Origin of the sequence: Pseudomonas sp. A-B-19 (assembly GCF_019947515.1) — a bacterium.
In the GTDB taxonomy this organism is placed as follows: Bacteria; Pseudomonadota; Gammaproteobacteria; order Pseudomonadales; family Pseudomonadaceae; genus Aquipseudomonas.
Window position 1 is genome coordinate 1 of sequence record NZ_JAGYGN010000048.1, and the last position, 26,854, is coordinate 26,854.

Annotated in this window: 27 protein-coding genes and 1 rRNA gene; 16 read left to right on the top strand and 12 right to left on the bottom strand. The window is 61.5% G+C overall.

Annotation, left to right across the window (positions count from 1 at the left end; translation table 11 throughout):
- The first annotated feature begins 148 nt into the window (after nt 1-148).
- From KGA81_RS29265 to KGA81_RS29275, 3 genes are all read left to right on the top strand, one after another.
- Nucleotides 149-823, top strand: coding sequence for a DUF3313 domain-containing protein (locus KGA81_RS29265; protein ID WP_223551058.1), 675 nt, complete (start codon nt 149-151; stop codon nt 821-823).
- A 479-nt stretch (nt 824-1,302) separates the two neighbouring features.
- A complete protein-coding gene (pcsA, locus tag KGA81_RS29270) occupies nt 1,303-2,025 on the top strand; it encodes a phosphatidylcholine synthase (protein ID WP_223551061.1) in 723 nt (240 codons plus the stop codon).
- A 2-nt stretch (nt 2,026-2,027) separates the two neighbouring features.
- On the top strand, nt 2,028-2,414 hold the full coding sequence (locus KGA81_RS29275; RefSeq protein ID WP_223551063.1) for a DUF488 domain-containing protein: 387 nt from the start codon (nt 2,028-2,030) through the stop codon (nt 2,412-2,414).
- A 152-nt stretch (nt 2,415-2,566) separates the two neighbouring features.
- Here the strand turns inward: KGA81_RS29275 and KGA81_RS29280 are convergent, their stop codons facing one another.
- Nucleotides 2,567-2,836: a DUF4242 domain-containing protein gene (locus KGA81_RS29280; RefSeq protein WP_223551065.1), complete on the bottom strand. Its 270-nt coding sequence runs from the start codon at nt 2,834-2,836 to the stop codon at nt 2,567-2,569.
- Here KGA81_RS29280 and KGA81_RS30345 point away from each other — a divergent pair.
- Nucleotides 2,835-3,113 (top strand): hypothetical protein, encoded by a 279-nt coding sequence (locus KGA81_RS30345; protein WP_411736583.1) that lies wholly within the window; start codon nt 2,835-2,837, stop codon nt 3,111-3,113. The two genes, KGA81_RS29280 and KGA81_RS30345, sit on opposite strands and share 2 nt — an antisense overlap.
- A gap of 17 nt (nt 3,114-3,130) precedes the next feature.
- On the opposite strand, the gene KGA81_RS29290 is transcribed toward KGA81_RS30345, so the two are convergent.
- Together KGA81_RS29290 and KGA81_RS29295 are read right to left on the bottom strand one after the other, a co-directional pair.
- Nucleotides 3,131-4,348 (bottom strand): cytochrome c biogenesis protein DipZ, encoded by a 1,218-nt coding sequence (locus KGA81_RS29290; RefSeq protein WP_223551067.1) that lies wholly within the window; start codon nt 4,346-4,348, stop codon nt 3,131-3,133.
- A 148-nt stretch (nt 4,349-4,496) separates the two neighbouring features.
- Nucleotides 4,497-4,709 carry a hypothetical protein gene (locus KGA81_RS29295; protein ID WP_223551069.1) on the bottom strand — a complete coding sequence of 71 codons (213 nt, stop codon included), beginning with the start codon at nt 4,707-4,709 and terminating at the stop codon, nt 4,497-4,499.
- Nucleotides 4,710-5,015: 306 nt separating this feature from the next.
- Between KGA81_RS29295 and KGA81_RS29300 the strand changes: the two genes are divergently transcribed.
- Both KGA81_RS29300 and KGA81_RS29305 read left to right on the top strand, forming a co-directional pair.
- The gene (locus tag KGA81_RS29300) at nt 5,016-5,756 is read left to right on the top strand and encodes a response regulator (protein WP_223551071.1); all 741 of its coding nucleotides are present in this window, start codon (nt 5,016-5,018) and stop codon (nt 5,754-5,756) included.
- Complete coding sequence (locus KGA81_RS29305; protein WP_223551073.1) at nt 5,753-7,063, top strand: ATP-binding protein; 1,311 nt, start codon at nt 5,753-5,755, stop codon at nt 7,061-7,063. Before KGA81_RS29300 ends, KGA81_RS29305 begins: the two co-directional genes overlap by 4 nt.
- Before the next feature lie 201 nt (nt 7,064-7,264).
- Here KGA81_RS29305 and KGA81_RS29310 read toward each other — a convergent pair whose 3' ends face one another.
- Together KGA81_RS29310 and KGA81_RS29315 are read right to left on the bottom strand one after the other, a co-directional pair.
- Nucleotides 7,265-8,182, bottom strand: a complete 918-nt coding sequence (locus KGA81_RS29310; RefSeq protein WP_223551075.1) for a LysR family transcriptional regulator — start codon at nt 8,180-8,182, stop codon at nt 7,265-7,267.
- Between the two features lie 47 nt (nt 8,183-8,229).
- A complete protein-coding gene (locus KGA81_RS29315; protein WP_223551076.1) occupies nt 8,230-9,219 on the bottom strand; it encodes an MBL fold metallo-hydrolase in 990 nt (329 codons plus the stop codon).
- A gap of 260 nt (nt 9,220-9,479) precedes the next feature.
- On the opposite strand from KGA81_RS29315, the gene KGA81_RS29320 reads away from it, so the two are divergent.
- Nucleotides 9,480-9,935, top strand: a complete 456-nt coding sequence (locus tag KGA81_RS29320) for a helix-turn-helix domain-containing protein (protein WP_223551078.1) — start codon at nt 9,480-9,482, stop codon at nt 9,933-9,935.
- 36 nt (nt 9,936-9,971) lie between these two features.
- On the opposite strand, the gene KGA81_RS29325 is transcribed toward KGA81_RS29320, so the two are convergent.
- The gene (locus tag KGA81_RS29325) at nt 9,972-10,796 is read right to left on the bottom strand and encodes an alpha/beta fold hydrolase (RefSeq protein WP_218432101.1); all 825 of its coding nucleotides are present in this window, start codon (nt 10,794-10,796) and stop codon (nt 9,972-9,974) included.
- A gap of 36 nt (nt 10,797-10,832) precedes the next feature.
- Nucleotides 10,833-11,408, bottom strand: coding sequence for a flavodoxin family protein (locus tag KGA81_RS29330; RefSeq protein WP_223551080.1), 576 nt, complete (start codon nt 11,406-11,408; stop codon nt 10,833-10,835).
- Between the two features lie 307 nt (nt 11,409-11,715).
- Here KGA81_RS29330 and KGA81_RS29335 point away from each other — a divergent pair, with 307 nt between their 5' ends.
- Nucleotides 11,716-14,520, top strand: coding sequence for an ATP-binding protein (locus KGA81_RS29335; protein ID WP_223551082.1), 2,805 nt, complete (start codon nt 11,716-11,718; stop codon nt 14,518-14,520).
- On the opposite strand, the gene KGA81_RS29340 is transcribed toward KGA81_RS29335, so the two are convergent.
- Together KGA81_RS29340 and KGA81_RS29345 are read right to left on the bottom strand one after the other, a co-directional pair.
- The gene (locus KGA81_RS29340; protein ID WP_223551083.1) at nt 14,485-15,969 is read right to left on the bottom strand and encodes an ATP-binding protein; all 1,485 of its coding nucleotides are present in this window, start codon (nt 15,967-15,969) and stop codon (nt 14,485-14,487) included. The two genes, KGA81_RS29335 and KGA81_RS29340, sit on opposite strands and share 36 nt — an antisense overlap.
- Before the next feature lie 162 nt (nt 15,970-16,131).
- Nucleotides 16,132-17,082, bottom strand: coding sequence for a GlxA family transcriptional regulator (locus tag KGA81_RS29345; protein WP_223551085.1), 951 nt, complete (start codon nt 17,080-17,082; stop codon nt 16,132-16,134).
- Between the two features lie 240 nt (nt 17,083-17,322).
- On the opposite strand from KGA81_RS29345, the gene KGA81_RS29350 reads away from it, so the two are divergent.
- Nucleotides 17,323-18,045 carry a pirin family protein gene (locus KGA81_RS29350; protein WP_223551087.1) on the top strand — a complete coding sequence of 241 codons (723 nt, stop codon included), beginning with the start codon at nt 17,323-17,325 and terminating at the stop codon, nt 18,043-18,045.
- Between the two features lie 131 nt (nt 18,046-18,176).
- On the opposite strand, the gene KGA81_RS29355 is transcribed toward KGA81_RS29350, so the two are convergent.
- On the bottom strand, nt 18,177-19,052 hold the full coding sequence (locus KGA81_RS29355) for a LysR family transcriptional regulator (RefSeq protein ID WP_223551089.1): 876 nt from the start codon (nt 19,050-19,052) through the stop codon (nt 18,177-18,179).
- Nucleotides 19,053-19,163: 111 nt separating this feature from the next.
- Between KGA81_RS29355 and KGA81_RS29360 the strand changes: the two genes are divergently transcribed.
- The 3 genes from KGA81_RS29360 (at nt 19,164) to KGA81_RS29370 (ending at nt 22,470) form a co-directional block, all read left to right on the top strand.
- Nucleotides 19,164-20,390 carry a YbfB/YjiJ family MFS transporter gene (locus KGA81_RS29360; RefSeq protein ID WP_223551091.1) on the top strand — a complete coding sequence of 409 codons (1,227 nt, stop codon included), beginning with the start codon at nt 19,164-19,166 and terminating at the stop codon, nt 20,388-20,390.
- A 1-nt stretch (nt 20,391) separates the two neighbouring features.
- Complete coding sequence (locus KGA81_RS29365; protein WP_223551094.1) at nt 20,392-21,390, top strand: NAD(P)H-quinone oxidoreductase; 999 nt, start codon at nt 20,392-20,394, stop codon at nt 21,388-21,390.
- Between the two features lie 123 nt (nt 21,391-21,513).
- Nucleotides 21,514-22,470, top strand: a complete 957-nt coding sequence (locus KGA81_RS29370; protein WP_223551096.1) for an alpha/beta hydrolase — start codon at nt 21,514-21,516, stop codon at nt 22,468-22,470.
- Here KGA81_RS29370 and KGA81_RS29375 read toward each other — a convergent pair.
- Nucleotides 22,449-23,501, bottom strand: coding sequence for an AraC family transcriptional regulator (locus KGA81_RS29375; RefSeq protein ID WP_223551098.1), 1,053 nt, complete (start codon nt 23,499-23,501; stop codon nt 22,449-22,451). The genes KGA81_RS29370 and KGA81_RS29375 overlap by 22 nt on opposite strands.
- Before the next feature lie 163 nt (nt 23,502-23,664).
- On the opposite strand from KGA81_RS29375, the gene KGA81_RS29380 reads away from it, so the two are divergent.
- The 4 genes from KGA81_RS29380 to KGA81_RS29395 all read left to right on the top strand — a co-directional run bounded on the left by KGA81_RS29380 (nt 23,665) and on the right by KGA81_RS29395 (nt 26,560).
- The gene (locus KGA81_RS29380) at nt 23,665-24,516 is read left to right on the top strand and encodes a 3-hydroxybutyryl-CoA dehydrogenase (RefSeq protein WP_223551100.1); all 852 of its coding nucleotides are present in this window, start codon (nt 23,665-23,667) and stop codon (nt 24,514-24,516) included.
- Nucleotides 24,503-25,162: a TetR/AcrR family transcriptional regulator gene (locus KGA81_RS29385; protein ID WP_223551102.1), complete on the top strand. Its 660-nt coding sequence runs from the start codon at nt 24,503-24,505 to the stop codon at nt 25,160-25,162. The genes KGA81_RS29380 and KGA81_RS29385 overlap by 14 nt, the downstream gene beginning before the upstream one ends.
- Nucleotides 25,163-25,251: 89 nt before the next feature.
- Nucleotides 25,252-25,665: a VOC family protein gene (locus KGA81_RS29390; protein WP_223551104.1), complete on the top strand. Its 414-nt coding sequence runs from the start codon at nt 25,252-25,254 to the stop codon at nt 25,663-25,665.
- 142 nt (nt 25,666-25,807) lie between these two features.
- The gene (locus KGA81_RS29395) at nt 25,808-26,560 is read left to right on the top strand and encodes a hypothetical protein (RefSeq protein WP_223551106.1); all 753 of its coding nucleotides are present in this window, start codon (nt 25,808-25,810) and stop codon (nt 26,558-26,560) included.
- Between the two features lie 184 nt (nt 26,561-26,744).
- Here KGA81_RS29395 and rrf read toward each other — a convergent pair.
- Nucleotides 26,745-26,854: ribosomal RNA gene (gene rrf, locus KGA81_RS29400) — 5S ribosomal RNA — on the bottom strand; the annotation flags it as partial.

Genomic DNA, 26,854 nt, shown 5'->3' on the forward strand with positions numbered 1-26,854 from the left:
TGGAACAGACCAAATCCGTGTCGGGCGATCAACTTTCCGGTCAATTCGACAATGCCTGGATTCAAGCCTTGGCCGGCAACATGACCTGGCGATTCTGATGTTTTGTAAACGAAAGAACGACGATTTCATCCAAGGAGTAAACACCATTATGAATCTGTCCCGAAACCTGCTTGTCGGCGCCGCGCTGGCCAGTCTGTTGCTCGGCGGTTGCACCTCGAAAGTGACGGAGAAGGCGCAATACTCTGGCTTCCTTCCCAACTACAACAACCTGCAGGAAGTCGAAACCCAGAGCGGCGGAACCGCGATGCGCTGGGTCAGCCCTTCGTGGAACCCGAATGCTTATGACACGGTGGTATTCAACAAACTGGAGCTGTACCCGGCCCCCAAACCCGATGAGCGGGTCAACCAGCAGACGCTGACCGACATTCAGAACTACATGACCAGCAAGGCCAAGGCCTCGCTGGGTCAGAAGTACCGCGTAGTACCCGCGTCCTCATCCGTCACGGCGGGAGCCCGGTCCCTGATCATGCGGGCGGCGATTACCGGGGTGACCGCCGAGAACGAAGGCATGAAGTGGTATGAAGTGGTACCCGTTGCAGCCGTTGTCGGCGCGACTCAGGCCGCCACCGGTCACCGCGACCAGGACACCACCCTGTTCATCGAAGCCGAGTTCGTTGACGCCAAGAGCAACCAGACCGTGGCCAAAGTGGTGCGCAAGGTGTTCGGCACCGAACTGAAAAACGAAAGCCAGATGATTACCGCCAAGGACTTCAAGGTAGCGATCGACAAACTGGGCAGCGACTTCCAGGCGTTCCTCAAGTAACACCCGCCCAGGTGGCAAGGGTGCTTGCTGCCTTGCCACCTGGGGGTTCCCTCCCTGACCGTCCCCTTCACTTTCTCATCCCGACCCACCGACACCTTGCGGCGCTGATTGCCGGATGCTCGGCATTCTTGTGAAAAAACAGCTCTCCAGCGATAACTTCAGGCGCGCGGGCCAAGGCCACCAGAGGACTCTGGAGGCTGCGCGGTGACGCTTGATTTCAGTGCTGATCAGACGCCGGTTCTCTTTTGCAGGGGGGTTATCCAGTCAGGCAACGATGGACCTCGCAGGTGAACGTGCCAGCACCGTTGGGCCGACGCTCCTTCGCGAGCGCGGATTTGTCCGGTCTGTTTAGCTAAGATTCATGGGTGGTGAACCTTATTCCCGGATACCCGGTCGATACCTGCAACCCGACCCGGTTTGCCACCGCCCCCGTACGCGAGGTGACAACTGGCTTGCTTCATTCACTGGAGAACGCCCCCGTGATTTCAACCCTGTACATCGCCAGACTCAAAGCATGGGGTGCCCATGGTTTTACGGCCACTGGCGTGGTCACCGCTTTCCTCGCCACCCTGTCCCTGCTGGATAACCAACCGACCCATTGCCTGCTGTGGCTGGGTGTCGCCCTGATCGTCGACGGGCTGGACGGTGCGCTGGCGCGCAAGGTCAACGTGCAGTCAGTGCTGCCGAGCTTCGATGGCTCGATCCTCGACCTGGTGATCGATTACCTGACCTATGTGTTCATCCCGGCGCTGTTCATCTATCGCTACATACCGTTGCCGGACTACACCTTGCTGCTGAGCGTGTCGCTGATTCTGGTGTCGTCGCTGTTCTGCTTCTGCAACGTCAACATGAAGAGCAAGGACAACTACTTCCAGGGCTTCCCCGCCGCCTGGAATGTGGTTGCCCTGTGCCTGTACATCATCGCTCCGTCACCGTGGATCACCCTCGTTACAGTCATTGGCCTGGCCCTGCTGACCGTGACCCGGATGAAATTCCTGCATCCGTTTCGCGTGCGCCGGTTCATGCCGATCAATATCGCGGTGACGGCCATCTGGTTGCTGTGCAGTTTGTCGCTGGTGCTCAACCACCCGCTGATCAACCCGTGGGTGATGGGGCTGTGGCTGCTGATGTCGGCGTACTTCCTGGGCATCTGCCTGTGGCGCACGGCGCTGGAGTGGTTTGACGAATCGAGGCACAAGTAGCCATGCCGGTCCATATCGTTCAACTCGGATCCCCCCGCCGTCCCGACGAAGGATTGCGCCTGGGCACGGTACGCCGCCCACCCCGTGGCGTACCGAAAGCCGATTTCGCCCGTCGGGATTTTTATGATGTCTGGCAGCCGTTGCTGTCACCCAGCGCGGAGCTGGTGGCCGAGGCCAAGGCTGCGCAAGATGCCAAGGCCTGGGAGGTGTTCAGGCGCAAATTCAAGGCCGAGATGAGCCAGCCGGCGGCCAGTCAGATGCTGGACTTGCTGGCTGCGCTGTCCCACCGGACGTCCCTGGCCGTGGGCTGTTATTGCGAGGACGAAGCGCATTGTCATCGCTCGGTGTTGCGCGAGTTGCTGGAGGCGCGTGGTGCCGTAGTGATTTAGATGCCCTGACCACCACACATCTCCTGTGGGAGCGAGCTTGCTCGCGATAGCGGTGTATCAGACACCGCACTTGTGACTGAACGACCGCCATCGTCGGAACGCCGCCCGGAGCAAGCTGAACTGGTCAAGTAATTCTGAACACCCGTTAAGGTTTACTCCGCCGTTGTCGGGTCGATGATGTTCATGACCTGGGAAATGCGATTGGCGGGAAAACCGCTCAGCCTGGCGTGCTCCTGGATCTGCGCCTCGCTCGGTGCGATGTACACGCAGTAGAGCTTGTCACCGGTGACATAGCTCTGCAGCCACTGCACCTCTGGCAACTCACGCAACGCCCGGCAGGACTTTTGCGAAGCGGCTTTCAAATCCCTTTCCGACAATGCGCCCGCGCCCTGGATCTCGCGTTCAATGACGAACTTTGGCATGACAACCTCTCTTTTCTTGTTGTGGATGGCAGGGCGGCACTCACCCTGTGGGCAAACTATCGCCCTGACCGGCGTTGGCGTCCTGTCCGATCGTCGGTCAGCCCTGCCCGGTCGTCCGGTGACTCCACGTTGCGCGCAAGCCAAAGCCAGCGGCGAGAAGAGGATCTACCTGCACACCCAGGACCGGAGCACCTATTACGCCAAGCGCGGCTGGGTGGTGCCGGAGCGTTTTGAAGCGTGGGAAAAAGATCAATGGTTCATGGCTCGAGACCTGTGAGCCATTGATCGAGTGGATTACGCCGCTGGCGCGCCGGCCCTGGCCTCCTCCAGCAACTGCTGAATCATTTGCTCCTGCGTGTCGTAGCTGCCTTCACCGAAGTGGGTGTAACGCACCTGCCCCTTGGCATCGATCAGGTAGTGCGCCGGCCAGTACTGGTTGTCGAAGTTGCGCCAGATCGCGTAGTTGTTGTCGATCGCCACCGGGTAGGTGATGCCGTACTCCTTCACCTTGGCCCTGACGTTGTCGATGATGCGTTCAAAGCCGTATTCGGGCGTGTGCACGCCGATCACTACCAGTCCGTCCTTTTCGTATTTCTTCGCCCAGTCCTTCACATACGGCAGGGTGTGCTTGCAGTTGATGCAATCGAAGGTCCAGAAGTCCACCAGCACCACTTTGCCTTTCAGCGCTTCGTTGCTCAGTGCGGGCGAGTTGAGCCAGTCCACTGCGCCGGACAGCGACGGCATGGCGCCCTGGGCGTTGCCCATGGTGCTGTCGGCCTTGACCTTGCTGACCAGGTAATCGACGACTTTCGGCACGGTCTCCAGCACGCCCTTCTCGACACTGCTGACACCTTGCGAAGAAGTATTGGCCAGCAACAGGTCGTTGGCCCCCGTTGCAATCACTGCCGCCCCGGCCAGCACCGCAACCCCGGCGCCTCGGCGCAACCAGCCGGTGACCGGAATCGACGGTTTCAAGCGATTGACCAGGCCGCGACCGGCAAAGATCAAGGTGCCCAGGGACAGCGCGCTGCCCGCTCCATAGGCCACCAACAACAGACTGGTGCCGGCGTTCGCACCCTGCAGCATGGCGCTGGTCAGAATCACTCCGAGGATCGGCCCGGCGCACGGTGCCCAGAGCAACCCGGTGGCGACACCGATCATGATCGAAGCCAGCGGCCCGGACACCTTGCGCGAGTTCGGGTCGATGCGATTGCCCAGCCACACGAAGGGACGGGCCAGCCAGTCACCGACCCGGGCGAAGATCAGCGACAGGGCGAACAGCACCATCACCACCAGCGCTACGTGGCGGCCGGTGTTGCTGGCCTGAATCACCCACTCGCTGCTGACCACGGCCAGGCTGGAGACCAGGGCGAAGGTCAGGACCATGCCACCGAGAGTCAGCAGGATCGAGGAGCGTGTGCGGTCGGCCCCGGCAAACAGCAATGGCACGACCGGCAGGATGCACGGGCTGAGGACGGTCAATATGCCGCCCAGCAAAGCGATGAGTAACATGGGATCACCTGATGCAAATTAAAGGGCAACACATCACTACTGTAGGAGCTGGCTTGCCAGCGAAGACGTCGGCACATTCAATACAGATGTCACCTGCAAGGCCGCCTTCGCTGGCAAGCCAGCTCCTACAGTGGGTCGGGGGGTGTTCTCAAGCGGTCTGCTCATCCAGCAACTGCCCCTGCGGCGTGCGGCTGGAACCGTCCTGCGCCAGGAAGCCATGGCTGCCCTTCTCTGCCACCGGCGTGAGCTGGAAGCAAGTGTTGCTGGCGCAGGCGCTTTGCTCGACAGCGGCATTGGCATGGGTGGCAGCACCGGCGACGGAAAAGGCGATGGCGGTCAAAAAGCGGGTAACGTTGTTCATGGCGAGTTCCTCAAGGTTTCAACGGGTTGATCGTTGGTTGATCCGAGGCGGTCTGGTTTGCCTCGATGGAACCTATTAAAAGCTTGCGAGGTATCTCGGCTGTGTCGGAAATCGGTGTGAATCAATCGCTGCGTATCAGAACCGGGCGCAGATACAGAGCAATACAAAACTGTTGAAAATCGGCTTTTTTGCCTTCGCGTGTATCCTCATGCAAGCCAGATACACTGCAATACAAAGGACGGCAGGCGATCCCGCCCAGGCTCGATAGACTGTGTGGCATTCCCCATTTACCAGAGGTTTGGCCCAATGGATCACGTTGATCACATCCTCATCGTTGACGATGACCGCGAAATCCGCGAACTGGTAGGCAACTACCTGAAGAAAAACGGCTTGCGCACTACCGTCGTCGCGGATGGACGGCAGATGCGCGCTTTTCTGGAAACCACCCCGGTGGACCTGATCGTGCTGGACATCATGATGCCGGGAGACGATGGCCTGCTGCTCTGCCGAGAATTGCGCGCCGGCAAACACAAGACCACGCCGGTGCTGATGCTCACCGCCCGCAACGATGAAACCGACCGTATCCTTGGCCTGGAAATGGGTGCCGACGACTATCTGGTCAAGCCATTCGCTGCCCGTGAACTGCTGGCGCGGATCAACGCAGTGCTGCGGCGCACCCGCATGCTGCCGCCGAACCTGGTGGTGACCGAAGCCAGCCGCTTGTTGGCCTTCGGCCGTTGGCGCCTGGACACCTCGGCCCGGCACCTGCTCGATGGAGACGGCACCATGGTTGCCCTGAGCGGTGCAGAGTATCGATTGCTGCGGGTGTTTCTCGATCATCCGCAACGAGTGCTCAACCGTGATCAGTTGCTGAACCTGACCCAGGGCCGCGATGCCGACCTGTTCGACCGCTCCATCGACTTGCTGGTCAGTCGCCTGCGCCAGCGCCTGCTGGACGACGCCCGCGAACCGGCCTACATCAAGACCGTGCGCAGCGAGGGCTATGTGTTCTCCCTGCCGGTGGTAATCCTGGGCGATCAATCATGACGCAGGCGCTGCATTGGCCGCGGACCCTGGCCTCGCGGCTGTCGCTGATTTTCCTGGTCGGCCTGATCCTCGCCCAGGCGCTGTCCTTCGGCGCACAGTACTACGAGCGCTACGAATCCTCGAAGAACACCATGCTCGGCAACCTGGAAACCGACGTTTCCACGTCTATAGCCATCCTCGACCGCTTGCCCGCCAACGAGCGAGCCGGCTGGCTGCAACAACTGGAGCGGCGCAATTACGGCTACCTGCTCAATGAGGGTTCGCCGGGCACGCCCATACGCAGCGACATGCCCGATACGCCCATTGCCATCGCCTCGATCAAAGACGCCATCGGTCACGATTACCCGATGACCTTTACTGACCTTCCCGGGCCGAAAAAACACTTTCAGGTGCACCTGAACCTCTCGGATGGCAGCCCGCTGACCATTGACGTCCGCCCGGCAATGGTCCCGTTGTCGCCCTGGCTGCCCATCGTGCTGCTCGGGCAACTGGCGCTGATGCTTGCCTGTTCCTGGCTGGCGGTCAGAATCGCCATCCGCCCCCTCACCCGCCTCGCCGGAGCCGTTGAAACCCTGGACCCCAACGCACACCCGGTGCTCCTGGACGAAAAGGGCCCGACCGAAGTCGCCCATGCCGCCAAGGCCTTCAACTCGATGCAGGCACGCATTGCCGCGTACCTGAAGGAACGCATGCAGTTGCTCGCGGCGATTTCCCACGACCTGCAAACCCCGATCACCCGCATGAAACTGCGCGCCGAGTTCATGGACGACTCCAGCGAAAAAGACAAACTGTGCAACGACCTGAGCGAGATGGAACACCTGGTCCGCGAAGGCGTCGCCTACGCCCGCAGCATCCACGGCGCCACCGAAGAAAACCGCCGCACCGACCTCGACTCGTTCCTCGACAGCCTGGTGTTCGACTACCAGGACATGGGCAAGGACGTTCAGCTCGAAGGCAAAAGCGCCACCGTCATCGACACCCGCCCCCACGCCTTGCGCCGGGTGCTGGTCAACCTCACGGACAACGCATTGAAATTTGCCGGTGCCGCCGAGTTGCAGGTGGAAAAGCAGGCCGATGGCTACCTGTCGATCAGGATCCTCGACCGCGGCCCGGGGATCGCCGAGGAAGAACTCAAGCAAGTGATGGAACCGTTCTACCGCGTGGAAAACTCCCGCAACCGCAGCACCGGCGGCACCGGGCTGGGACTGGCAATTGCCCAGCAACTGGCAATTGCCATTGGAGGGTCGTTGACCTTGAGCAATCGTGAGGGTGGCGGGTTGTGTGCGCAGTTGCGATTGCCGGTGTAGATGTTTTCGGTTCGCGGGCGAGGAATACCAGACCAATCGTAAAGAATGGTCGGCGGGCAGGCTCCCACATCGGGTCCCCGGTTTTACTCGGGACTTGTGGCCACTGAAGATCCCTGTGGGTGCAAGCTTGCTCGCGATGGCTATATATTGAGCAACGTGTTCCGCCCTTTTGGTCGGCCCAGAGGCCGCCAAGGTCAACCCCTAGGAAACATCCAAAGCCACAGACATGAACTCACCGATCCGCGACCGCAACCACCGCTCCGCCGGATCATTGTCATGCACCCCGCTCCAGGCCATCGACAACTGCGCCGCCTCAATCTCGAAAGGCGGATCCTCGGCCCGCAACCCGCACCCCTCCACCAACGCACACGCCGCATAATCCGGCACGGTGGCAATCATCTCGGTCCCGGCGAGCAACGCCCGCAACCCACTGAACTGCGGCACCCCCAGCACCACACGACGTCTGCGCCCGACCTTCGCCAGATCCACATCGATATTGCCGCTCAAGTCCCCCGAGAACGACACCATCGCATGGGGCCGCTCGCAGTACTCGTCCAGGGTCAGCGTTCCAGGTCGGGTGTCGCCACGCAGCACTTTGCAGGGGATATCGCGCAGTTTCTTGCGCTTGGCATTGGCCGGCAGATCCGTGGTGTAACTCACGCCCACCGAGATTTCCCCCGACGCCAGCAGCGCCGGCATCAACAGGTAATTGGCCCGCCGCACGACCACGACGATGCCCGGTGCTTCCTCTTGCAACTGACGCAGCAACGGTGGAAACAAACCGAACTCGGCATCGTCCGACAGCCCGATGCGGAACACATCGCAACTGGTCGCCGGATCGAATTCCCTGGCCCGGCTGACCGCGCCGGAAATGGTGTCCATCGCCGGCTGCAGCTCCTTGAGAATCGCCAACGCACGCGCCGTCGGTTCCATGCCGCGACCGTTGCGCAACAGCAACGGGTCATCGAACAGATCGCGTAAACGCCCCAACGCGGCGCTTACCGCCGGCTGACCCATGAACAGTTTTTCGGCGACGCGGGTCAGGTTCTTTTCGAACATCAGGGCTTCGAAAATCACCAGCAGGTTCATGTCGACGCGACGCAGATCGTTACGGTTCATTGGCACGGGTTCCTTGTGTGGTCGGCCAGGCGCGGGTGCTGTGAACTTTACTCGATCAACGGCACGTTTGCCGCTCGTTTGTACGGTCCGTACTCCACCGGCACCCACTCGAAATGTTTGCCTTCGGTGGTGATGTGACCGATACCAGGGAACGGCAAGTGCGCCGCCGTCACCCAGGTCTTGCTCGCGGCAGCGGCACTGAACACCTGGTTGCGGCTTTTGATCGCTTGCTGGCTGTCGACGTCGAAACCGATCGACACCTCAGGATGCAAAAACTGTACGGCAAGGTTGTGCACCAGGTCGCCCATGAACAGGATGCTTTGCCCTTGGGAGGTGAAACGGTACGTGGTGCTGCCCGGCGTGTGCCCGGCTTCCAGTTGCGCCTCGACCACACCCGGCAGCGGAGACTGGCCGGGGGTGAAGGTCTTGAAGCGGCCGGCGGCCACGTAAGGCGCGGTGGAATCCTGGGCGATCTTGAAGTAGCCCTTGGCCGCTTCCGGCGCCTTGGCCAATGCCTGCGGGTCGAGCCAGTAGTCGGCTTCGGCCTTGGCGGCATACACCGTGGCGTTGGCGAACACCGGTTGCTGCTGGCCATCCACCAGACCGCAGACGTGATCCAGGTGCAGGTGAGTGATCAGGATGGCGTCCACCTGCTCGGGTTTGTAGCCGGCCGCTTGCAGGTTGGCCGGCAACTGGCCGGCGGTAGGACCGATGCACTGCCCTGCCCCGGTATCAATCAGGACAAGCTGTTTACCGGTGTTGACCAGAAAGGCGTTGAAGGCAGTCTGCACGCCCGGGGTTTCAATCGAACGACGGGCCAGTAGCGCACGGATCTGACTCTGGCTCATGCCTTGCAACAGCTTCGGCGACAGGTCGTTATAACCATCGAACAGCGCCGTCACTTCGTAATCCCCCAACGCCAGGCGGAAGTAACCGGGTACTTGCGTGCCCACTTGCGCAGGCGCCTGGGCCAGCGCGTTGGCGGATATCAAAACCAGGCCGATGGCGCCCAGCGTTCCCTGCCATGTCCGTTTCATCTGTTCACCTTTCCAATCCAACCGACGGTCCGTTGTGGCCCGTTCCATATTGCGCATCTTGTGCCCATCGACGTCGCCCGCACTTGCAACGATGTGCTGTATTCACAGCCTCGGGCATGGAATTAACAACGTTTAACTCGTCAGCCATAGCGGGCGCCACCAACAATGAAACCCTCAGCGCAGAACTGTTTTTCCAGAGTAACAGTGCTGGTCGCTCAAACCGGGCGCCAGCGCTTTTCCTCCCCGACCGGACAATGGCCATGGCTTACCTACAGCACACCACCGCCCGCGCATCTGCCAGCGAACCACGCAAGCCCCACACCGGCGGCCTCAGCCCGCAACGCGAAAAACTGGTTAAGCAACTGATCCTCGAACGCCTGGGCGACAGCCTGGAAGTCAGCGAACTGGCACAGGCCTGCGCCCTCTCGCGCAGTCACTTCTCCCGCGCGTTCAAGTGCAGCACCGGCCTCTCGCCCCAGGACTGGATCCGCCAGCAGCGCCTGGTCCTGGCCAAGCAATTGATCCGCTACACCGACATGAGCCTTACACAGATCAGCCTTGAATGCGGCTTCTGCGATCAGGCGCACTTCTGCCATATCTTCACCCGCAGCGAAGGCATCAATCCGTTTGCCTGGCGCTGTCAGATGGTGCATGGCCTTAAAAGCAAAAGATCGCAGCCTTCGCCAGCTCCTACCGGCATGCACGCAACCGTGTAGGAGCTGGCGAAGCCTGCGATCTTTTGATCCGGCTTTTTAACCTTTCAAGAACGCCAACAGGTCAGCGTTGAGCTGATCCTTATGGGTGTCCGTCAAACCGTGCGGAGCACCCGGGTAAATCTTCAGGGTCGAGCCCTTCACCAGCCTGGCGGAGGAAACGCCCGCCGCTTCGTAGGGCACGACCTGATCCGCGTCGCCATGCACCACCAGGGTCGGCACGTCGAACTTCTTCAGGTCTTCGGTGAAGTCGGTTTCCGAGAACGCCTTGATGCAGTCATAGGCGTTCTTGTGGCCGGCCATCATGCCCTGCATCCAGAACCAGTCGATCATGCCTTGGGACGGTTTCGCGCCGGGTTTGTTGAAGCCGAAGAACGGGCCACTGGCGAGGTCGATGTACAGCTGCGAACGGTCGGCCAGCGAGGCCTGGCGAATGCCGTCGAACACCTCCAGCGGCAGGCCGCCCGGGTTGGCTTCGGTCTTGAGCATCTGCGGTGGCACGGCGGATATCAGCCCGGCCTTGGCCACGCGGCCGGTGCCGTGGCGACCGATGTAACGCGCCACCTCGCCACCGCCGGTGGAGAAGCCGAACAGCACGGCGTTTTGCAGATCGAGCAACTCGATCAACTGCGCCAGATCGTCGGCGTAATGGTCCATGTCATTGCCCGACCACGGCTGGCTGGAACGCCCATGACCGCGACGGTCGTGGGCGATGACCCGGTAGCCCTTCGAGGCCAGGAAGATCATTTGCGATTCCCAGCTGTCGGCGTTCAATGGCCAGCCGTGACTGAAGACAATCGGTTGACCGGTGCCCCAGTCCTTGTAGTAGATCTCGACGCCGTCGCGGGTAGTGAAGGTGCTCATGGGTGATGCCTCCTTAACGAGGGTTGGGGGTATGAATCAAACCGATAGCGGGTTCATGCGATCCGCCAGGCGCGCCACACGCTCGCCCAGGTGCGCGGCGGTGCAGCGATCCTCGGGCGGAGGGGCATCGTCGGGGGATTGTTCGACATTCGACTGGGCCATGGCGCCCAGTGAGCTGCCCAGGCGATTGAGTTGGCCGTTGAACGCGCCGGTGCCGGAACGCGCTGGCAGCAGGTCGAGGCCGACCCAGATCATCGAGTGCTGGGCGGCGAACACGGCCATCTGCAACAAGGTGTTGAGTTTGTCGCCGCACAGGCAGCCGGAATTGGTGAAACCGGCTGCCAGTTTGTCGCGCCAGGGCTGGGCCAGGTAGAACGCCGCCGTGGCCTCCATGAAGCCCTTGAAGGCCGCCGAGGCGCTGCCCATGTAGGTCGGCGCGCCAAAGATGATGGCGTCGGCGTTGTGCAGCCGCTCCCAGTGCTCGTCCACGTCCTCGACCTGAATCAACCGACAGGTGCTGCCCAGGTGCCGTTCCACGCCCCCGGCCACGGCTTCGGCCATGACCCGGGTGTGCCCGTAGCCACTGTGATAGACCACCACCACGTTGCTCATTGCTCTGTCCTTGCGATGGATTGAGTCCCTTTGCAGGCGCGAGTTCGCTCCTACAGGAAGCGAGTTTTGGGCTAGACCGGACGCGCGACGAGTTAAACGTTGTTAAATTTCCATGGCGCGCAAAAAGCCCCGGCAACGGCTGTCCGTCTGTCGCGCCCAATGATCACGGGACCGACAGCCAGTGGCCGATACGTTAGAGTCAATGCCTGCCCCCTTCAGTCATCCGGGCGGCGCATTGCACTGGGTAAAAAACCTGAGGAATATGCTCGAAAACCGCGAACCAGACGGATGCAACAGGAGCGACTCGTTGACCTTTTCCCCCGAACAGGCTGTTCATTTCGGCCCCTACCGGGTCTACCCCGGACAACGCCTGGTGATGGAGGCCGACCAGCCCTTGCGCCTGGGCCGGCGCGCCATGGACATCCTGTTGATCCTGCTGGAACACGCCGGCAACGTGGTCAGCAAGCAACAATTGATCGCCCGGGTCTGGCCCAGCAGCGTGGTCGAAGACATCAACCTGCGGGTGCACATGGCCGCATTGCGCAAGGCGCTCGGCGACGGTCAGGCCGGCCAGCGCTACATCGTCACCGTGGCCCAGCGCGGGTACAGTTTCGTCGCACCGCATTCACTGGAACAGGCCGAGCAAGCACCGGAGCCCGCACATACCGCACCGAGCCGGCATAACCTGCCGGTGCGCCGCACGCGCATGATCGGCCGGCAGACCCTGGTCGACAACCTGATGGAGCAACTGCCCCGCCAGCGCTTCATCACCCTCGTCGGCCCCGGCGGCATCGGCAAGACCACCGTAGCCCTGCGGGTCGCCGAACAAGTGATCGGTCGCTACCGGGATGGCATACATCTGCTGGACCTGGCCCTGATCAACTGCCCGCTGATGATTGACGGTCATCTGGCGACGCTACTCGAACTGGCCCTGCACGACGATGCCCCCCTGAGCGGGCTGGCAGACTCTTTGCGCGATCGCCACATGCTGCTGATCATCGACAATTGCGAACACTTGGTCGACGCCATTGCCCAGCTCAGCGAAGACATTCTGCGCAGTGCGCCGCACGTGCACATCCTTGCCACCAGCCGCGAGAGCCTGCGGGCCGAAGGGGAATTCGTCCAGCGTCTGGAGTCACTCGACTGCCCGCCGCCCATCGCCGTCCTCGACCGCGCCCAGGCCATGACCTTTTCCGCCCTGCAACTGTTTGTCGAGCGGGCCATGGCCAGTCATGACAGTTTTGAACTGACCGATGATGAACTGCCGCTGCTGATAGACATTTGCCATCGACTGGACGGCATACCACTGGCCATCGAACTGGCAGCGGCGCAGGTGGGCAACTTCGGATTGCACGGCTTGCTGGCGCAGTTGCAAAGCAGCTTCCGCTTGCTGAACCAGTCCTGCCAGACGCCCCTGGCACGCCATCAGACCCTGCGTGCAACATTGGACTGGAGCTTCGAACTGCTCACTGCCTGCGAAAAGACCTGCCTGCGCCGACTGAGTGTATTTTGCGGTGGTTTCACCCTGGAGTCGGCAGCGGCGGTGATTGTCGGCGAACACATGGAACCGCGCGCGGTGTTCGGTTCAATCACGCAACTGGTCGCCAAGTCGTTGCTCAATGTGGAAGTGGGCGACGAAGACGTGTACTACCGTCTGCTCGACACCACCCGCGGCTACGCCCTGGAAAAGCTTGCGCAAACCGCCGACCTGCCCGGCACGCGGGAGCGCCATGCCGAGCGCTGCCTGGCGCTGATGCAACAGGCGCAGGACGACTGGGAGAACACATCGACCGGCCTGTGGATCGAGCGCTATGGCCGGGCTCTGGAGGACATCCGTGCAGTCCTCGATTGGGGTTTGCACGCGCAAGGGCCGCAGGCACTGGCGATACGCCTGGCCGCGAAGTCCACTCCCCTGTGGCAGGAGTTGTCACTGCTCAAGGAACACGGCGGTTATGTGCGCAAGGCCCTGGCCTTGCTCGAGCAATCACCCGAGCCTTGCCCGCGCCTGAAGATGACCCTCATGCTGGCCCTGGGCAGCGCCTGTTATCACGCGCAGGGGGCTACCGACGAAACCGTCGGCGCCTTCGTCAGCGCCCACAGCCTGGCCCGACAGTGCAATGATGTGGCAGGCCAGTTACGGGCGATTTCCGGTCACCTGGCGGTCAATCTCTGTTGCGGTCATTACCGGATGGCCCAGGAGCAGAGCCGGCAATTCGATCAACTGGGGCAGCAGGACGACGCCCTGATGTCCCTGAGCATGCATCGATTGCGGGTACTGGCCCTGCACTTCTGCGGCGACCAGCATCAGGCTGGGGAGCATGCCGAACAGGTGCAGCAACACATGGCCCACAGCGGTCATCTCAACCGTTTCACCCATGGTTTCGGCGTGCAATACGACCAGAGCGTTGCGGCGCTGACCATCCACGCGCGCATCCTCTGGCTGCAAGGCCAACCGGAACAAGCCTGGCGCGCGGCCCGACAGGCACTGGACATCGCCTTGCAGATCAACCATGGCACGTCGATCTGCTACACCCTGGCGCTCTCCGGCTGCCTGATCGCCTACTACAACGGCGACACCCGTAGCGCCCGCGAACTCCTGCGCCTGCTGGTGGAACAGGCGCAGAAACACTCGGTTCTACTGTTCTACAACTGGGCGCAACACTACGCGCAGGTGATCGGCGGCACCGATGTTCGGCCGACCGGCCGCCAAAGCGTCGGTTTGATCAAAGACATCATGGTCACGCTGGATTCGGCATACGTCGACGATGGTTTGCTCGAACGCGCGCAAAACGGCGCGTCGGGCTGGAGCACGGCAGAGATTCTGCGGGCCAGGGCCAAGACATTGCTGGCAACGGATTGCCCGGTCAAAGCCGCGACGGCCGAAACCGTGCTGCTCAAAGCCCTCAACGTGGCCAGGACTCAGGGTGCACTGGCCTGGGAATTGCGCAGCGCCACCTCGCTGGCGCAACTGTGGCAGCGTCAGGGCCGCCACCAACAGGCGCATGAACTGCTGGCACCGGTCTACCAGCGCTTCACCGAAGGTTTTGCCACGCCAGACCTGATGACGGTTCGCTGGCTACTCGACGAGCTGCAAGGCCACCTGCCCGCCTGAAGGCCTGCGCGCTTGACTGATGTAGCCGGCATAACGCATTTCAAGGGCGCGCAAATCGCCACTGAGTTCGAGTTTTTCCAATGCGTAGGTGCGGATGGTATTGAGGAAGCGGTAACGGGTCACACCGCCGCCCTGCTCCTGGGACAGCAATGACTTGAGCGCGAGGTTCTCCATCACCTCGATCAGCTCGGCCACCGGCAGCCTGTCGCAGCTGATCACGCCAATCGCTGCATCCTGGGTGAACGCCATCTTGAACACCGCCAGACGCTGCAACACGGTTTGCTCCACGGCAGTCAAACGTTCGTAGCTCCAGTCCAGCGCGGCTTTGAGGCTCTGATGTCGGGGAACGGCTGTGCGGCGGCCCTGAGTCAGCAGCTGAAAACAGTTGTCGAGTTGCGCTTGCAACCCCACCAGCGCCAACGCATCGATTTGCGCCGCGGCCAGTTCAATCGCCAGCGGCAGGCCGTCGAGGCGTCGGCAGATATCCCGTACGGTCCTGAGGTCCTGTTCGCGCAGGGTGAATCCGTGCAGACGAGCCCGGGCACGGCTGACGAACAACTGCACCGCCGAATAGCCCATGACCTCGGCGACACTACGCAGCCCTGACGCCGGCGGCACCGCCAGCGGTGGCAGACGCAATACGGTTTCGCCAGACACCTTGAGTGGCTCGCGACTGGTGGCGAGGATCGACAGCCGGGGCATCGAGTGCAGCAGTGTTTCGACCAACGTCTGGCAGCGTTCGAGCAGGTGTTCGCAATTGTCGAGCACCAACAAGGCATGCCGCTGCGCCAGCGTCTGAAGCGTGGTGCCGACCTTCAGTTCAAGGGTTCGAGTGAGGTGATTGGTCACCTGCGCCGGGTCATCGATCGCCGCCAGGTCCACCAGCCACACGCCGTGCCGATAGTGCTGCAACAGCAGTTCGGCCACGCGCAGCGCCACGGTGGTCTTGCCGATCCCGCAAGGCCCGACCAGGGTCATGAATCGGCGCACCGGCAACTGCCGCACCAGGCTGCCGACAACCGCATCGCGCCCGGTAATCGGCGTGAGCCGCGCCGGCAGGTTGTGCAGGAGCTTTTGTACGGTCCCGCTCGGGAACGCTACAGGCTCTGGCGAATGCCGTACCGGAGCGACAAAACTGTAGCCGCGCTGGGGAATGTTGACGATGTAGCACTGGCCGTTCTGCCCGTCGCCCAGGGCACGACGCAGGGCGGCAATGTGCACCCGCAGGTTGATCTCTTCGACCACGGAGCGCGGCCAGACCCGCGCAATCAACTCTTCTTTGCTGACCACTGAACCTGCGTGCTCGACCAGCACCTGCAACACGTCAAGGGCGCGGCCGCCCAGGCGCAGCGGTCGATCGCCCTCCAGTACCAGTCGCTGACTGAGGTGCAAAGCGTAGGGCCCGAATTGCAGCACCGCTTCGCTGTTTATATCTCTGAGGCTATTCATGGGCTGTCACTCGCAGGAAGCCTGGCTCGGTACGTGAGTCCATCCCAGGCTCCGTACCTTCCTTGCAATGAGTTCAGCGGTATCTTGGCAGGCCTCGGTGACGGTACAACTGCCACGGTGGGAGCGTCACGGCCATTGCGGTGCGCACGACGGACATACGCGCTAGCTGAACTGCTCGCGGTATTGGGTCGGGGTCAGGCCAAGCTTTTCACTGAACAGAAAACGCATGTGCCGCACACTGCCGAAGCCGCTTTTGAACGCCACGGTCTTGAGCGGCAACTCGGTGGTTTCCAGCAGGTTCCTGGCGCAATCGATGCGCGCGCTTTGCAGAAACTCCATCGGCGTCATATTCACTTCCCGGGCGAACACCCTGGCGAAATGACGCGGGCTCATGTTGGCCAGGCCGGCCATGCGCTCGATGCTGTAGGTTTCATCGAGATGTTCAAGCACATGGTTCTGCACCCGGGTAATCGCCGTTTCGTGAGGGGCCACCGCCGCCATCAACGGGCTGAACTGCGCCTGCCCGCCCTGGCGTTTCATCACCACCAGCAACACTTTGGCCACGTCCTGGGCGACTTTTTTGCCATGGTCCCGGGCCACCACCGACAGGGCCAGGTCGATCCCGGCGGTAACGCCACCGGAAGTGATCAGGTTACGGTCCTGGACGAAGATCTGATCGGTCTCGACGCTCGCCTTCGGAAAGCCCTTGATCAGCCGCTCGGTGTAGTGCCAATGGGTGGTGACGCGATAGCCATCGAGCAAACCCGCATGCCCCAGCACGAACGCCCCGGTGCAGATGGAACCATAACCAGCGGACCGGCTGACGTTGTGCCTGAGCCAGTCGAGCAACGGCGGATGCCTTTCGTTGTAGGCACCGGGGCCTCCGGGCACCAGCAGCAAATCAAAACCCTCGCAGGCCTGATCGATGTGCCGGTCGGCATACACGCTCACCCCGTTGGACGCCCGCAGTGCGCCGTGCTCGGTGCCGATGGTCGACAGCACATAGTGATCGTCGGGTTTCAGATAACGATTGGCGATGGAGAACACCTCCATGGGCCCGGCCATGTCGAGCAGGAGAAAGTCGGGAAACAGCACCATTGCCACGGTTTTCATGGATTGGAATTCACTGGGATCAAATAAGGTCGGGCGCCGAGCGCCATCCACCTGTGGGAGCGAACTGTGCATTATGGCCAAGTACGACGCAAAGGTCGGAAAAAAATCGCTGATTATCACCCAGCAACTGTCAACCTTATCGAGACAGTATTTCAATTTTCATCTACTTATTGAACCACCTGATAAACATTAACCTTCTCCTCACTCGGACGAATTCACGTCCTGAAAGGAGATTTCATCATGCTGACCCTTCGCAAAGCCTCGGATCGTGGCCTGGCCAATCACGGTTGGTTGAAGTCGTTCCATACCTTTTCCTTCGCCAACTATCGCAACCCGAAAGAGCAGGGTTTTTCTGACCTGTTGGTGATCAACGACGACCGCGTCGCCGCCGGTAAAGGCTTTGGCCAGCACCCGCACCGCGACATGGAGATTTTCTCCTATGTGCTTGAAGGTGCCCTGGAACACAAGGACACCCTGGGCACCGGTTCGGTGATCCGCCCCGGCGATGTGCAACTGATGAGCGCAGGCAGCGGCGTGGCCCACAGTGAGTTCAACCACTCCAGCACCCGGCCGGTGCACTTTCTGCAGATCTGGATCGTGCCCGACGTCAGTGGCGCCAAACCGCGTTATCAGCAAGAGCACTTCAGCACCCAGAAAAAACGTGGGCGCTTGCAACTGATCATCTCGCCGGACGGCGCCAAGGGTTCGTTGAAGGTGCGTCAGGATGCACGGGTGTATGCCGGCCAGATCGACGGCAAGGAAAGCGCCACCCTGGAACTCGCCGCCAACCGCTATGCCTATGTGCACGTGGCCCGGGGCAGCGTCGAACTCAACGGTGTGTTGTTGCAGGAAGGCGACGGCGTGCGGGTTCGTGATGAACAGGCGCTGACCTTGAACAACGGCGTGGATGCCGAAGTGCTGGTCTTCGACCTGCGCCCACAGGAACTGCCGCAAATGCCATAACCCATCCGCTGTTGTAAATCCCTGTGGGAGCGAGCTTGCTCGCGATGCGTTGTGTCATTCAACAGTGATGTTGTCTGACACTCCGCCATCGCGAGCAAGCTCGCTCCCACAGGATTTTTTGCCACCTGGAATTATTCGCCGGTCCCGGCAAACCCCGCGACAATCTCATCGATCACCGCCCGCACCCTCGCCGTATGCCGCAGGTCCGCGTGGGTCACCAGCCAGATGTCATAAGGCAACGGCCGCGAGCGCTCCGGCCACAACCTGACCAGCCCCTCCTTCTCCCCGATGTACACCGGAATTTCCCCGACCCCTATCCCCGCCGCAATCGAACGGCGCACCAGCAGGCTGGAGCTGAGGCTGGCGACAATCCGCCCGCGCGCCACCGGTTCCGAGACCAGCGTCAGGTCCTTGTTGCCCTGCAAGTACGGTTGATACACCACCAGGTCATGCCCGACGAACGCCGACCCCGGCTCCGGCACGCCGTGGGCATCGATATAGGCTCGCGAGGCAAACAGACCCACCGGCCAGCGGGCGATGCGCCGGGCGATCAGGTCCGGGTTGTCCGGTCGGGTGTTGCGTACGGCGATGTCCGCCTCGCGTTTTGCCAGGCTGAGAATCTGCGTGGTGGCGTCCAGTTGCACCCGTACATCCGGGTGTTGTCGATGCAGGCGGGCTATCGCCGGGATCAGGAAATCGATCGCCAGGGAGTCGGTGGTACTGACGCGAACCGTGCCGGTCAGGCGATCGTCCAGGCCTTGGATCTGGCGTTCCAGCTCCAGGGCCGAATGCTCCATTTTCTCCACCGCCTTGAGCGCCGCTTCGCCAACAGCCGTCAGCGCGTAACCTTCGGAGGTACGCAGGAACAAGGTCGCACTCAATGACTTTTCCAGCGCCGTGATGCGCCGGCCGACCGTGGCCTGGTCGACCCCCAACACCCGCGCCGCACCACGCAACGTCGATTCACGGCAAACCGCGAGAAATACCCGGGCGTCATCCCAATTCACAGTGCTCTCCCGATGATGCATTTGCGCATCAGCATAGCGCGTATTCGCTGCATTAATGCTTCGAAGAAGCTCGATATGCTGTAGGCCTGAGTTCCCTACAGGACTATGCACATGCACAGCTCATCTGCTCCCCTTATTCCTGCAGCCCGCGCGATCTGGCTGCCGATCTTCGCCGGCTTCTGCGCCAGCCTGGTCAGCATCGGCCTGGCGCGTTTCGCCTACACGCCGTTGATTCCCTCACTGATCCAGGCCCACTGGTTTTCCGCCAGCGACGTGGTGTACCTCGGCGCCGCCAATCTGGTGGGTTACCTGATCGGCGCACTGATCGGCCATCCGCTGGCACGCCGGACCTCGAACAAGACCGCTCTGCGCCTGATGATGCTGGCAGTGACGCTGGCGTTTTTCGCCTGTGGTTTTCCGTTGTCGATGAGCTGGTTCTTCGGCTGGCGCCTGCTGTCGGGGATCGCCGGTGGCGCGATCATGGTGTTGGTGGCGGGAACCGTATTACCTCACGTACCGGCGACCCGCAGGGGCCTGGCCAGCGGTGCGATATTCCTTGGCATCGGCTTGGGCATTGCTGGCTCGGGGACGATCGTACCGCCGCTGCTGAGCCTCGGCCTGCAGCAAACCTGGTTCGGTCTTGGCGTGTTGGCCCTGGTCCTCACCGCTGCCAGTTGGTTTGGCTGGCCAACCGTTGCGCACCCGGTCGCCGCTGCGCCGTCGGATACTTCGTCGCCTGTCCCCACCGACCCGAGCGTCTACCTGCTGTTCGCCCAATACGCGTTCATGGCCGCCGGACTGGTGCCGGCCATGGTGTTCCTGGTGGATTACGTCGCCCGCGGGCTCGATGCCGGGGCGCATGTCGGCGCGCTGATCTGGGTGATGTATGGCCTTGGCGCGATTGTCGGGCCAGTGAGCTACGGTTTTCTGGCCGACCAACTGGGCGCGAAAACGGGGATTCGCATCGTGCTGGTCATACAGGCGTTGGCGGTTGGCCTTTTATCGATCAGCAGTTCGTTCGCGGCACTGGCTGTACTGGCGGTGATCCTCGGCTCCTTCCCGCCCGGCATCGTGCCGCTGGCGTTGGCCCGGGTGCATGAATTGATCCCCGACCATCACCAGCAGCAGATTGCCTGGAGCCGCGCCACCGTGTCGTTCGCGACGTTCCAGGCCGTCTCGGGGTTTGCTTATTCGGCGCTGTTCAATGCCAGTGGTGGCCATCATGCCTTGATGTTCATGATTGCCGCCGGAGCCATTGTGGTAGCGCTATTGCTGGAACTGGGCAGTCGATTGCTCGGTCGCTCGAGCGAATCATTGACACTCGATACAGGTATTTGAAATGACATTGCCCCAGACCATGACCCTGATCGAAATCACCGAACCCGGTGGTCCTGAAGTCCTGCAACCGCGCCAGGTGCCTGTGCCCGTTGCAGGGGCCGGTGAAATACTGATCCGCGTGCATGCCGCCGGGGTCAATCGCCCGGACGCGCTGCAACGGGCCGGCCAGTACCCGATGAAACCCGGCATGAACCCGAACCCGGGGCTGGAAGTGGCCGGCGAAGTGCTGGCGATTGGCGCGGGCGTCAACGAATTTGCGTTGGGCGACAAGGTCTGCGCTCTGACCAATGGCGGCGGATACGCGCAATACTGCGTGGTCCCGGCCAGTCAGGCGCTGCCGATCCCCGCAGGCATGGACTGGCTGCAGGCGGCGGCCATTCCGGAAACCTACTTCACTGTGTGGGCCAATCTGTTCGGCCTTGGCGATGCCCGTCGGGGTCAGCGCGCCTTGATCCACGGTGGCACCAGCGGCATCGGCACTACCGCGCTGATGCTGTGCCGCGAGTTCGGCATCGAGGCGTTCGCCACCGCCGGCAGCGAAGAAAAGTGCGCCGCGATCCGCGAATTGGGCGCCAGGGCGATCAACTATCGCGACCAGGACTTTGTGCAGGTCATCGCAGAAAAAACCGCAGGCCAGGGCGTCAACGTGATTCTCGACATCATGGGTGGCTCGTACCTCAACAACAATGTGGCCGCACTGGCCATGGAAGGTCGCCTGGTGATGCTCGGTTTCCTCGGTGGAGCTCATGCCAGGGACGTCGATTTGTTGACGATCATGGCCAAACGCGCCGTCGTCACTGGCTCCTTGCTACGCTCGCGGACCCGGGAAGAAAAAGCCGCCATTGCCCGCCAATTGCACGAACGCGTATGGCCGGTGCTGAGCGCCGGGCGCTGCCTGCCGATGATCGATCAGGTTTACCCGCTCGGTGACGCGGCACAGGCCCACACCCGGATGGAGGCGGGTGATCACATCGGCAAGATTGTCCTGCGCGTGGACTGACCCAACGCCGACCCCGGCAAGCAGCAATGTCTATCCATTGCGCCGCAACGATGGTCGGAAAACGCTCCTGATGCACGGGCACATCTGTTAAAACCCGTGCTTCACGTTCTGTTGGACCGTCCGATGCCTGCTCCCCTCCTCGCTCACCTACGCCGACGCTGGCTGTCGTTGCTGTGCATGGCCGTGCTGGTCGTCGGCCTGCCGGTGAGTTGTGGGGCGCTCAAATATACAGAGCGTGAGTTACTGTTCCGCATCGAACCGGGCACGGCAGGCTGGTATCGCGGCCTGCCGCAAGACGTTCAGGAGTTCGATATCAAGCCCGCCAGCTTCAAGGCCGGGCAAAACCTGCATGCCTGGTGGTGGCCAGCCGCCCGCCGCGATGCGCCGTCAATTCTCTATCTGCATGGCGTGCGCTGGAACCTCACGGGCCAGGCGTTTCGCATCGAGCAATTGCGGGCCATGGGCTATTCGGTGCTGGCCATCGACTACCGTGGCTTCGGTCAAAGCAAAGGGGATTTACCCTCGGAAGCCAGTGTTTATGAAGACGCACGCGTCGCCTGGGAGCGCTTTACCGCGATGCAACCGGACGCCAGCAAGCGTCTGATCTACGGGCATTCGCTGGGCGGTGCTGTCGCCGTCGACCTGGCGGCAGACCTGGCCACACAGGCGAAACAGCAGCACGTCCCCGTACCGGTACGCGGCCTGGTCATCGAGTCTTCTTTCACTTCGTTGGGCGATGCGGTCGCGCAAGTGGCCAACGACAATCTGCCGGTGAACGGGCTGCCGGTGCGCTGGCTGTTGTCCCAGAAGTTCGACTCCATCGACAAGATCGTCGACATCGACATGCCGCTGCTGGTGGTGCACGGCCTGGCCGACCGGTTCATGCCCTCACGATTCAGCCAGCAACTGTTCAATGCCGCCCATGAACCCAAGCGCCTGCTGCTGGTACCCGGCGGGACACACAACAACAGCATGAGCCTGGGCGGCAGCCAGTATCGCCAGGCCCTCGATGGCTTGATGAGGGCAAACCCGCATCAAGTGGCCGGGTCGGCGATGGCTCAGGGCTCGCAGGACTCCTGAAGGGTGGCGATCTGTTCGCCCTGCTCCCCCTGATAGCGAGCCCGATAGCGCCCCGGGCTTTCCCCGGTCCACTTCTTGAACGCCCGATGGAAGGCGCTGGGTTCCTGGAAACCCAGTCGCTCGGCGATATCGCTGATACTCGCATCGCTCTGACGCAGTTGCTCAAAGGCCACGCCACGGCGTACTTCGTCCTTGATCTCCTGATAGGAGCATCCTTCACGCTCCAGTTTGCGGCGGAAGGTGCTGGGGCTCAGGTGCTGTTCCAGGGCAAAGGCCTGCAACGTCGGCCACTCGCTGTAATGACTGCCGCGCAAGCGCTGATGAACCAGGGACGCCAGGCCATGCTGGTTGCGGAAGCGGATCACCAGCCATTGCGGCGCGGTACGCAGAAACACTTTCAGCGACGCCAGGTCCTGAACCACGGGCAGGCGCAAGTAATGGCTGGCAAATTCGATTTCGGTGCGCTCGGCACCAAAGGTCAGGTTGGGGCCCCACAGCAGGCGGTCGTCACCCAGGGACAGACGCGAATGGCGGAAGTCCGCGCGGTCAATGGGAATGCGCCGCCCGCCCAGCCAGCACAGCAGGCTGATCATCAACACCAGGAAGGTTTCTTCACCGAACCGGCTGGCATCGTCATCCGTCGAGGTTGTTTCCAGGCTGATCACCGCACGCTTGCCACGCACGGCCAGCGAGCCGCGAAAGTCGCGCAGGAACAAGCCGAAGTTGGCCAGGCACTGGCGCATGGCCTTGTGCAGGTCGGGCTCCTGAATCAAGGCTCGGCAAATCAGGGCGAAACTGCCCGGCGGCATGCCATGGGAGTCGAGCCCGAAAAACTCATCGTCGAGCTCGCGGATCTGGATCAGCCACAACGCCGCAAACGCGCTGGCCGGCACCCGTGCCGTGGGTTGGTGCATGACCGCCGGATCAATGCCCGCCTGTTCGAGCACGGCCGTCACACGCTGCGGATCATCCTTGAGTCCGTGGATCATTGCCTGCACGAAATAGGCGGCAACCGAGTCCTTTTCCCGCATTGGTTCGCTTCTCTCTCATCACTCGAATGGCAAAAAACACCAGTGCCGTTGAACAGTTTTGGCATAGGACAACCGCCCTGCCGGCTCTAGACTCGCGGCAATAGTACGCCTTCGGCCGCAGTCGCGGCCAAGGTATCGCAGGGTTAGATCGAAGGATGGGAAGATGAATCTGCAAAACATCGGCGTGATCGGTGCGGGCACCATGGGCAACGGCATCGCACAAGTCTGTGCCATGGCCGGTTTCAACGTGACCCTGCTCGACATATCCGAAAGCGCTTTGCAAAAAGCCGTCGCAACGGTCGGTAAAAACCTGGACCGGCAGGTCGCCAAGGAAACCCTGACGCCGGAGCAGAAACAGGCCACCCTCGACAAGATCCGCACCAGCACCGATTACAGCGTTCTGGGTGACGCGCAACTGGTCATCGAAGCGGCGACGGAAAATCTCGACCTGAAACTGCGCGTGCTGCAACAGATCGCCGCGCAGGTCGGCAGCGAATGCGTCATTGCCTCCAACACCTCGTCGCTGTCGATCACCCAACTCGCCGCCAGTGTCAGCCGGCCTGAGCGCTTCATCGGCCTGCATTTCTTCAACCCGGTGCCGGTGATGGGCCTGATCGAAGTCATCCGCGGCCTGCAAACCAGTGACGCGACCCACCAACTGGCGCTGGACATGGCGACCACCCTCGGCAAAACCGCGATCACCGCCGGCAACCGCCCGGGCTTCGTGGTCAACCGCATCCTGGTGCCGATGATCAACGAAGCGATCCTGGTGTTCCAGGAAGGCCTGGCCAGCGCCGAAGACATCGACGCCGGCATGCGCCTGGGCTGCAATCAGCCTATCGGCCCGTTGGCCCTGGCGGACCTGATTGGCCTGGATACCCTGTTGTCGATCCTCGAAGCCTTCTATGACGGTTTCAACGACAGCAAATATCGCCCGGCGCCGTTGCTCAAGGAAATGGTCGCCGCCGGTTACCTGGGACGCAAAACGGGGCGCGGCTTCCATGCCTATGCCTGAGCGTTGCTCGCGCTTTGCCGAGTACCGGGACAAGGTCCTGGAGCTGTTTGCCTGCAAGGGGTTCGGCCAGGTCGGCATGCGTGAGCTCGCGACGTGCCTGGGGCTCTCTCCAGGCTCGCTGTATCACCATTACCCGAGCAAACAGCATCTGCTGCTCGACCTGATCGAGGAGTTCTACGAGGAACTGCTGGCCACCCTGGGGCGCATCCAGCAAAAAGCTCCGGGCAAACGCGACAAACTCAACAGCCTGATCCGCGCCCATCTGAACCTGCATCGGGAGATGCCCTGGCATTTCCGCCTGGTGGAGCGCGACAGCGGTTGCCTGAACGAAGAGCAACAGGCTCGGGTGCGGCAATTGCGCGAGCAATATGAACGCACGTTATTGAAGATGCTCGGTGCGAAGTCTCGTTTCAGCGAGCAAGGCCTGCTGGCCGCCGGACATGCCATTGCTGCCCTGCTCAACAGCGCTCCCAGCTGGCTGACACCCCATGTGCTGGAAGAGCAGGAACGTGAGGAACTGCTGGAGAGCATGGTCAGCGGCGCCATCGAGCGTGTGCTGGCACCACGGCGTGTGCCGGAGGCAATAAGCCTCGCGCGTCCTATCGAAAAAACATCTAAAGAAACACAAGCGTCGACAAAGATTTAGCGCTTTGCTTGTCGGCTCGACACAATCGGAATTCGCCGAAAATACCGGCGTCCAAACCGATGTATGTACTCGAGCACCTGGAGCAGACCATGAAAATCAATCCCTACCTTATCTTCAACGGCGACTGCAAAGCGGCCTTCACCTTCTATGCGCAGTGCCTGCAAGGCCAGCTCGAAGCCATGCTGACCTTCGGTGAAACCCCTGCAGGCGAGCATTTTCCCAAGGATCTGCACAACCTGATCATCCATACCCGCCTGAACGTGGGTGATCAGGCCATCATGGGGTCGGACACCACACCGGATCGCCCCGTGGAGAAAATGAGTGCCTGTTCGATTTCACTCAACGTCGACAGCATTGCCGAGGCCGAGCGGGTCTTCAATGCGCTGGCGGACGGTGGCAACGTGCAAATGCCGCTGGAAACCACCTTCTGGGCGGCGCGCTTCGGCATGCTGGTCGACCGTTTTGGTGTGTCGTGGATGGTCAACTGCGAAAAGGATCAGTGAACGGCCTTTGTCGATCGACAATCTTCGAGGCATAAAAATGCCCAACCTGAAAAGGTTGGGCGTTCTGGCAACTCCCGGTCTGTCTGCTACCGTCTACTAGCCACATGGATAGCAGCGCAACCGGAGGTTGAATTTGAATGACGTGGTGATCGCCCTCATCGTTTTCGCCTGCCTGTCCGCCAGCGCGCTACTGGGCTCGTACGTAAGAGAGCGATTGCCGAGCCATCATCTGAGCGACGACTCCGTGACCGTGGTGAAGCTGGCCACCGGCCTCATCGCAACGATGTCGGCGCTGGTCCTCGGCCTGCTCGTTTCCTCTGCCAAAGGCACGTTCGATACGGCCAATGCCGAACTGGAGGGCGCGGCGGCGAAAGTAGTTCAGTTCGACCGCTTGCTGGCCCGTTACGGTGCCGACACCCAAGGCATCCGCACCGAGCTCAAGCACAACTACGCCGAAGTCACCCAAGTGCTCGCGACCCGCGATCACCGGCAGATTGAAAAACTCGATAGCCCCGAAATGATCCGTCGCTCCGAAGGCCTGCAACGCAAGGTCGAGTCACTGACGCCCGGCAACGATGATCAGCGCTCGCTCAAAGCCAAGGCATTGCGGGACATGGACAGCGTGTTTGCCACCCGCTGGCTGACCCTGCTACAGGCCAATCAATCGATTCCACCGGTGATGCTGGTGATCCTGGTGACATGGCTGGCGATTATCTTCGGCTCGTTCGGCCTGTTTGCTCCATGCAACGGCACCATTGTCGTCGTACTGCTGATGTGTGCCCTGTCGACGGGGGCAACCATCTTGCTGGTGGAGGAACTCAATCGGCCGCTTGATGGTTTTATCTGTGTGTCGCTGGAACCGTTGACGCACACGCTGGAGCGGTTGGGGCAGTAGGCGCGAGCTTGCTCCGGGCAGCGTTCCGACGAGGGTCGTCAACGCTGACGCTGGCTGCCTGGGGCCGCGCGGTGTCCTGGCGTTCTTCGCGAGCTCGCTCCTACAGGGAACAGCGTTCGAGGGGGACGGAGGCCCAAAAACAAAACCCCTACCTGCGTACGCAGATAGGGGTTTTGGAATTTAATCTTGACGATGACCTACTCTCACATGGGGAAACCCCACACTACCATCGGCGATGCATCGTTTCACTGCTGAGTTCGGGATGGGATCAGGTGGTTCCAATGCTCTATGGTC

What these genes read in the sequence shown, in the direction of transcription:
- KGA81_RS29265 (WP_223551058.1), top strand. Translation starts at nt 149, where the DNA reads ATGAATCTGTCCCGAAACCTGCTTGTCGGCGCCGCGCTGGCCAGTCTG.
- KGA81_RS29275 (WP_223551063.1), top strand. Translation starts at nt 2,028, where the DNA reads ATGCCGGTCCATATCGTTCAACTCGGATCCCCCCGCCGTCCCGACGAA.
- KGA81_RS30345 (WP_411736583.1), top strand. Translation starts at nt 2,835, where the DNA reads ATGACAACCTCTCTTTTCTTGTTGTGGATGGCAGGGCGGCACTCACCC.
- KGA81_RS29280 (WP_223551065.1), bottom strand. Translation starts at nt 2,836, where the DNA reads ATGCCAAAGTTCGTCATTGAACGCGAGATCCAGGGCGCGGGCGCATTG.
- KGA81_RS29290 (WP_223551067.1), bottom strand. Translation starts at nt 4,348, where the DNA reads ATGTTACTCATCGCTTTGCTGGGCGGCATATTGACCGTCCTCAGCCCG.
- KGA81_RS29295 (WP_223551069.1), bottom strand. Translation starts at nt 4,709, where the DNA reads ATGAACAACGTTACCCGCTTTTTGACCGCCATCGCCTTTTCCGTCGCC.
- KGA81_RS29300 (WP_223551071.1), top strand. Translation starts at nt 5,016, where the DNA reads ATGGATCACGTTGATCACATCCTCATCGTTGACGATGACCGCGAAATC.
- KGA81_RS29305 (WP_223551073.1), top strand. Translation starts at nt 5,753, where the DNA reads ATGACGCAGGCGCTGCATTGGCCGCGGACCCTGGCCTCGCGGCTGTCG.
- KGA81_RS29310 (WP_223551075.1), bottom strand. Translation starts at nt 8,182, where the DNA reads ATGAACCGTAACGATCTGCGTCGCGTCGACATGAACCTGCTGGTGATT.
- KGA81_RS29315 (WP_223551076.1), bottom strand. Translation starts at nt 9,219, where the DNA reads ATGAAACGGACATGGCAGGGAACGCTGGGCGCCATCGGCCTGGTTTTG.
- KGA81_RS29320 (WP_223551078.1), top strand. Translation starts at nt 9,480, where the DNA reads ATGGCTTACCTACAGCACACCACCGCCCGCGCATCTGCCAGCGAACCA.
- KGA81_RS29325 (WP_218432101.1), bottom strand. Translation starts at nt 10,796, where the DNA reads ATGAGCACCTTCACTACCCGCGACGGCGTCGAGATCTACTACAAGGAC.
- KGA81_RS29330 (WP_223551080.1), bottom strand. Translation starts at nt 11,408, where the DNA reads ATGAGCAACGTGGTGGTGGTCTATCACAGTGGCTACGGGCACACCCGG.
- KGA81_RS29340 (WP_223551083.1), bottom strand. Translation starts at nt 15,969, where the DNA reads ATGAATAGCCTCAGAGATATAAACAGCGAAGCGGTGCTGCAATTCGGG.
- KGA81_RS29345 (WP_223551085.1), bottom strand. Translation starts at nt 17,082, where the DNA reads ATGAAAACCGTGGCAATGGTGCTGTTTCCCGACTTTCTCCTGCTCGAC.
- KGA81_RS29350 (WP_223551087.1), top strand. Translation starts at nt 17,323, where the DNA reads ATGCTGACCCTTCGCAAAGCCTCGGATCGTGGCCTGGCCAATCACGGT.
- KGA81_RS29360 (WP_223551091.1), top strand. Translation starts at nt 19,164, where the DNA reads ATGCACAGCTCATCTGCTCCCCTTATTCCTGCAGCCCGCGCGATCTGG.
- KGA81_RS29365 (WP_223551094.1), top strand. Translation starts at nt 20,392, where the DNA reads ATGACATTGCCCCAGACCATGACCCTGATCGAAATCACCGAACCCGGT.
- KGA81_RS29370 (WP_223551096.1), top strand. Translation starts at nt 21,514, where the DNA reads ATGCCTGCTCCCCTCCTCGCTCACCTACGCCGACGCTGGCTGTCGTTG.
- KGA81_RS29375 (WP_223551098.1), bottom strand. Translation starts at nt 23,501, where the DNA reads ATGCGGGAAAAGGACTCGGTTGCCGCCTATTTCGTGCAGGCAATGATC.
- KGA81_RS29380 (WP_223551100.1), top strand. Translation starts at nt 23,665, where the DNA reads ATGAATCTGCAAAACATCGGCGTGATCGGTGCGGGCACCATGGGCAAC.
- KGA81_RS29385 (WP_223551102.1), top strand. Translation starts at nt 24,503, where the DNA reads ATGCCTATGCCTGAGCGTTGCTCGCGCTTTGCCGAGTACCGGGACAAG.
- KGA81_RS29390 (WP_223551104.1), top strand. Translation starts at nt 25,252, where the DNA reads ATGAAAATCAATCCCTACCTTATCTTCAACGGCGACTGCAAAGCGGCC.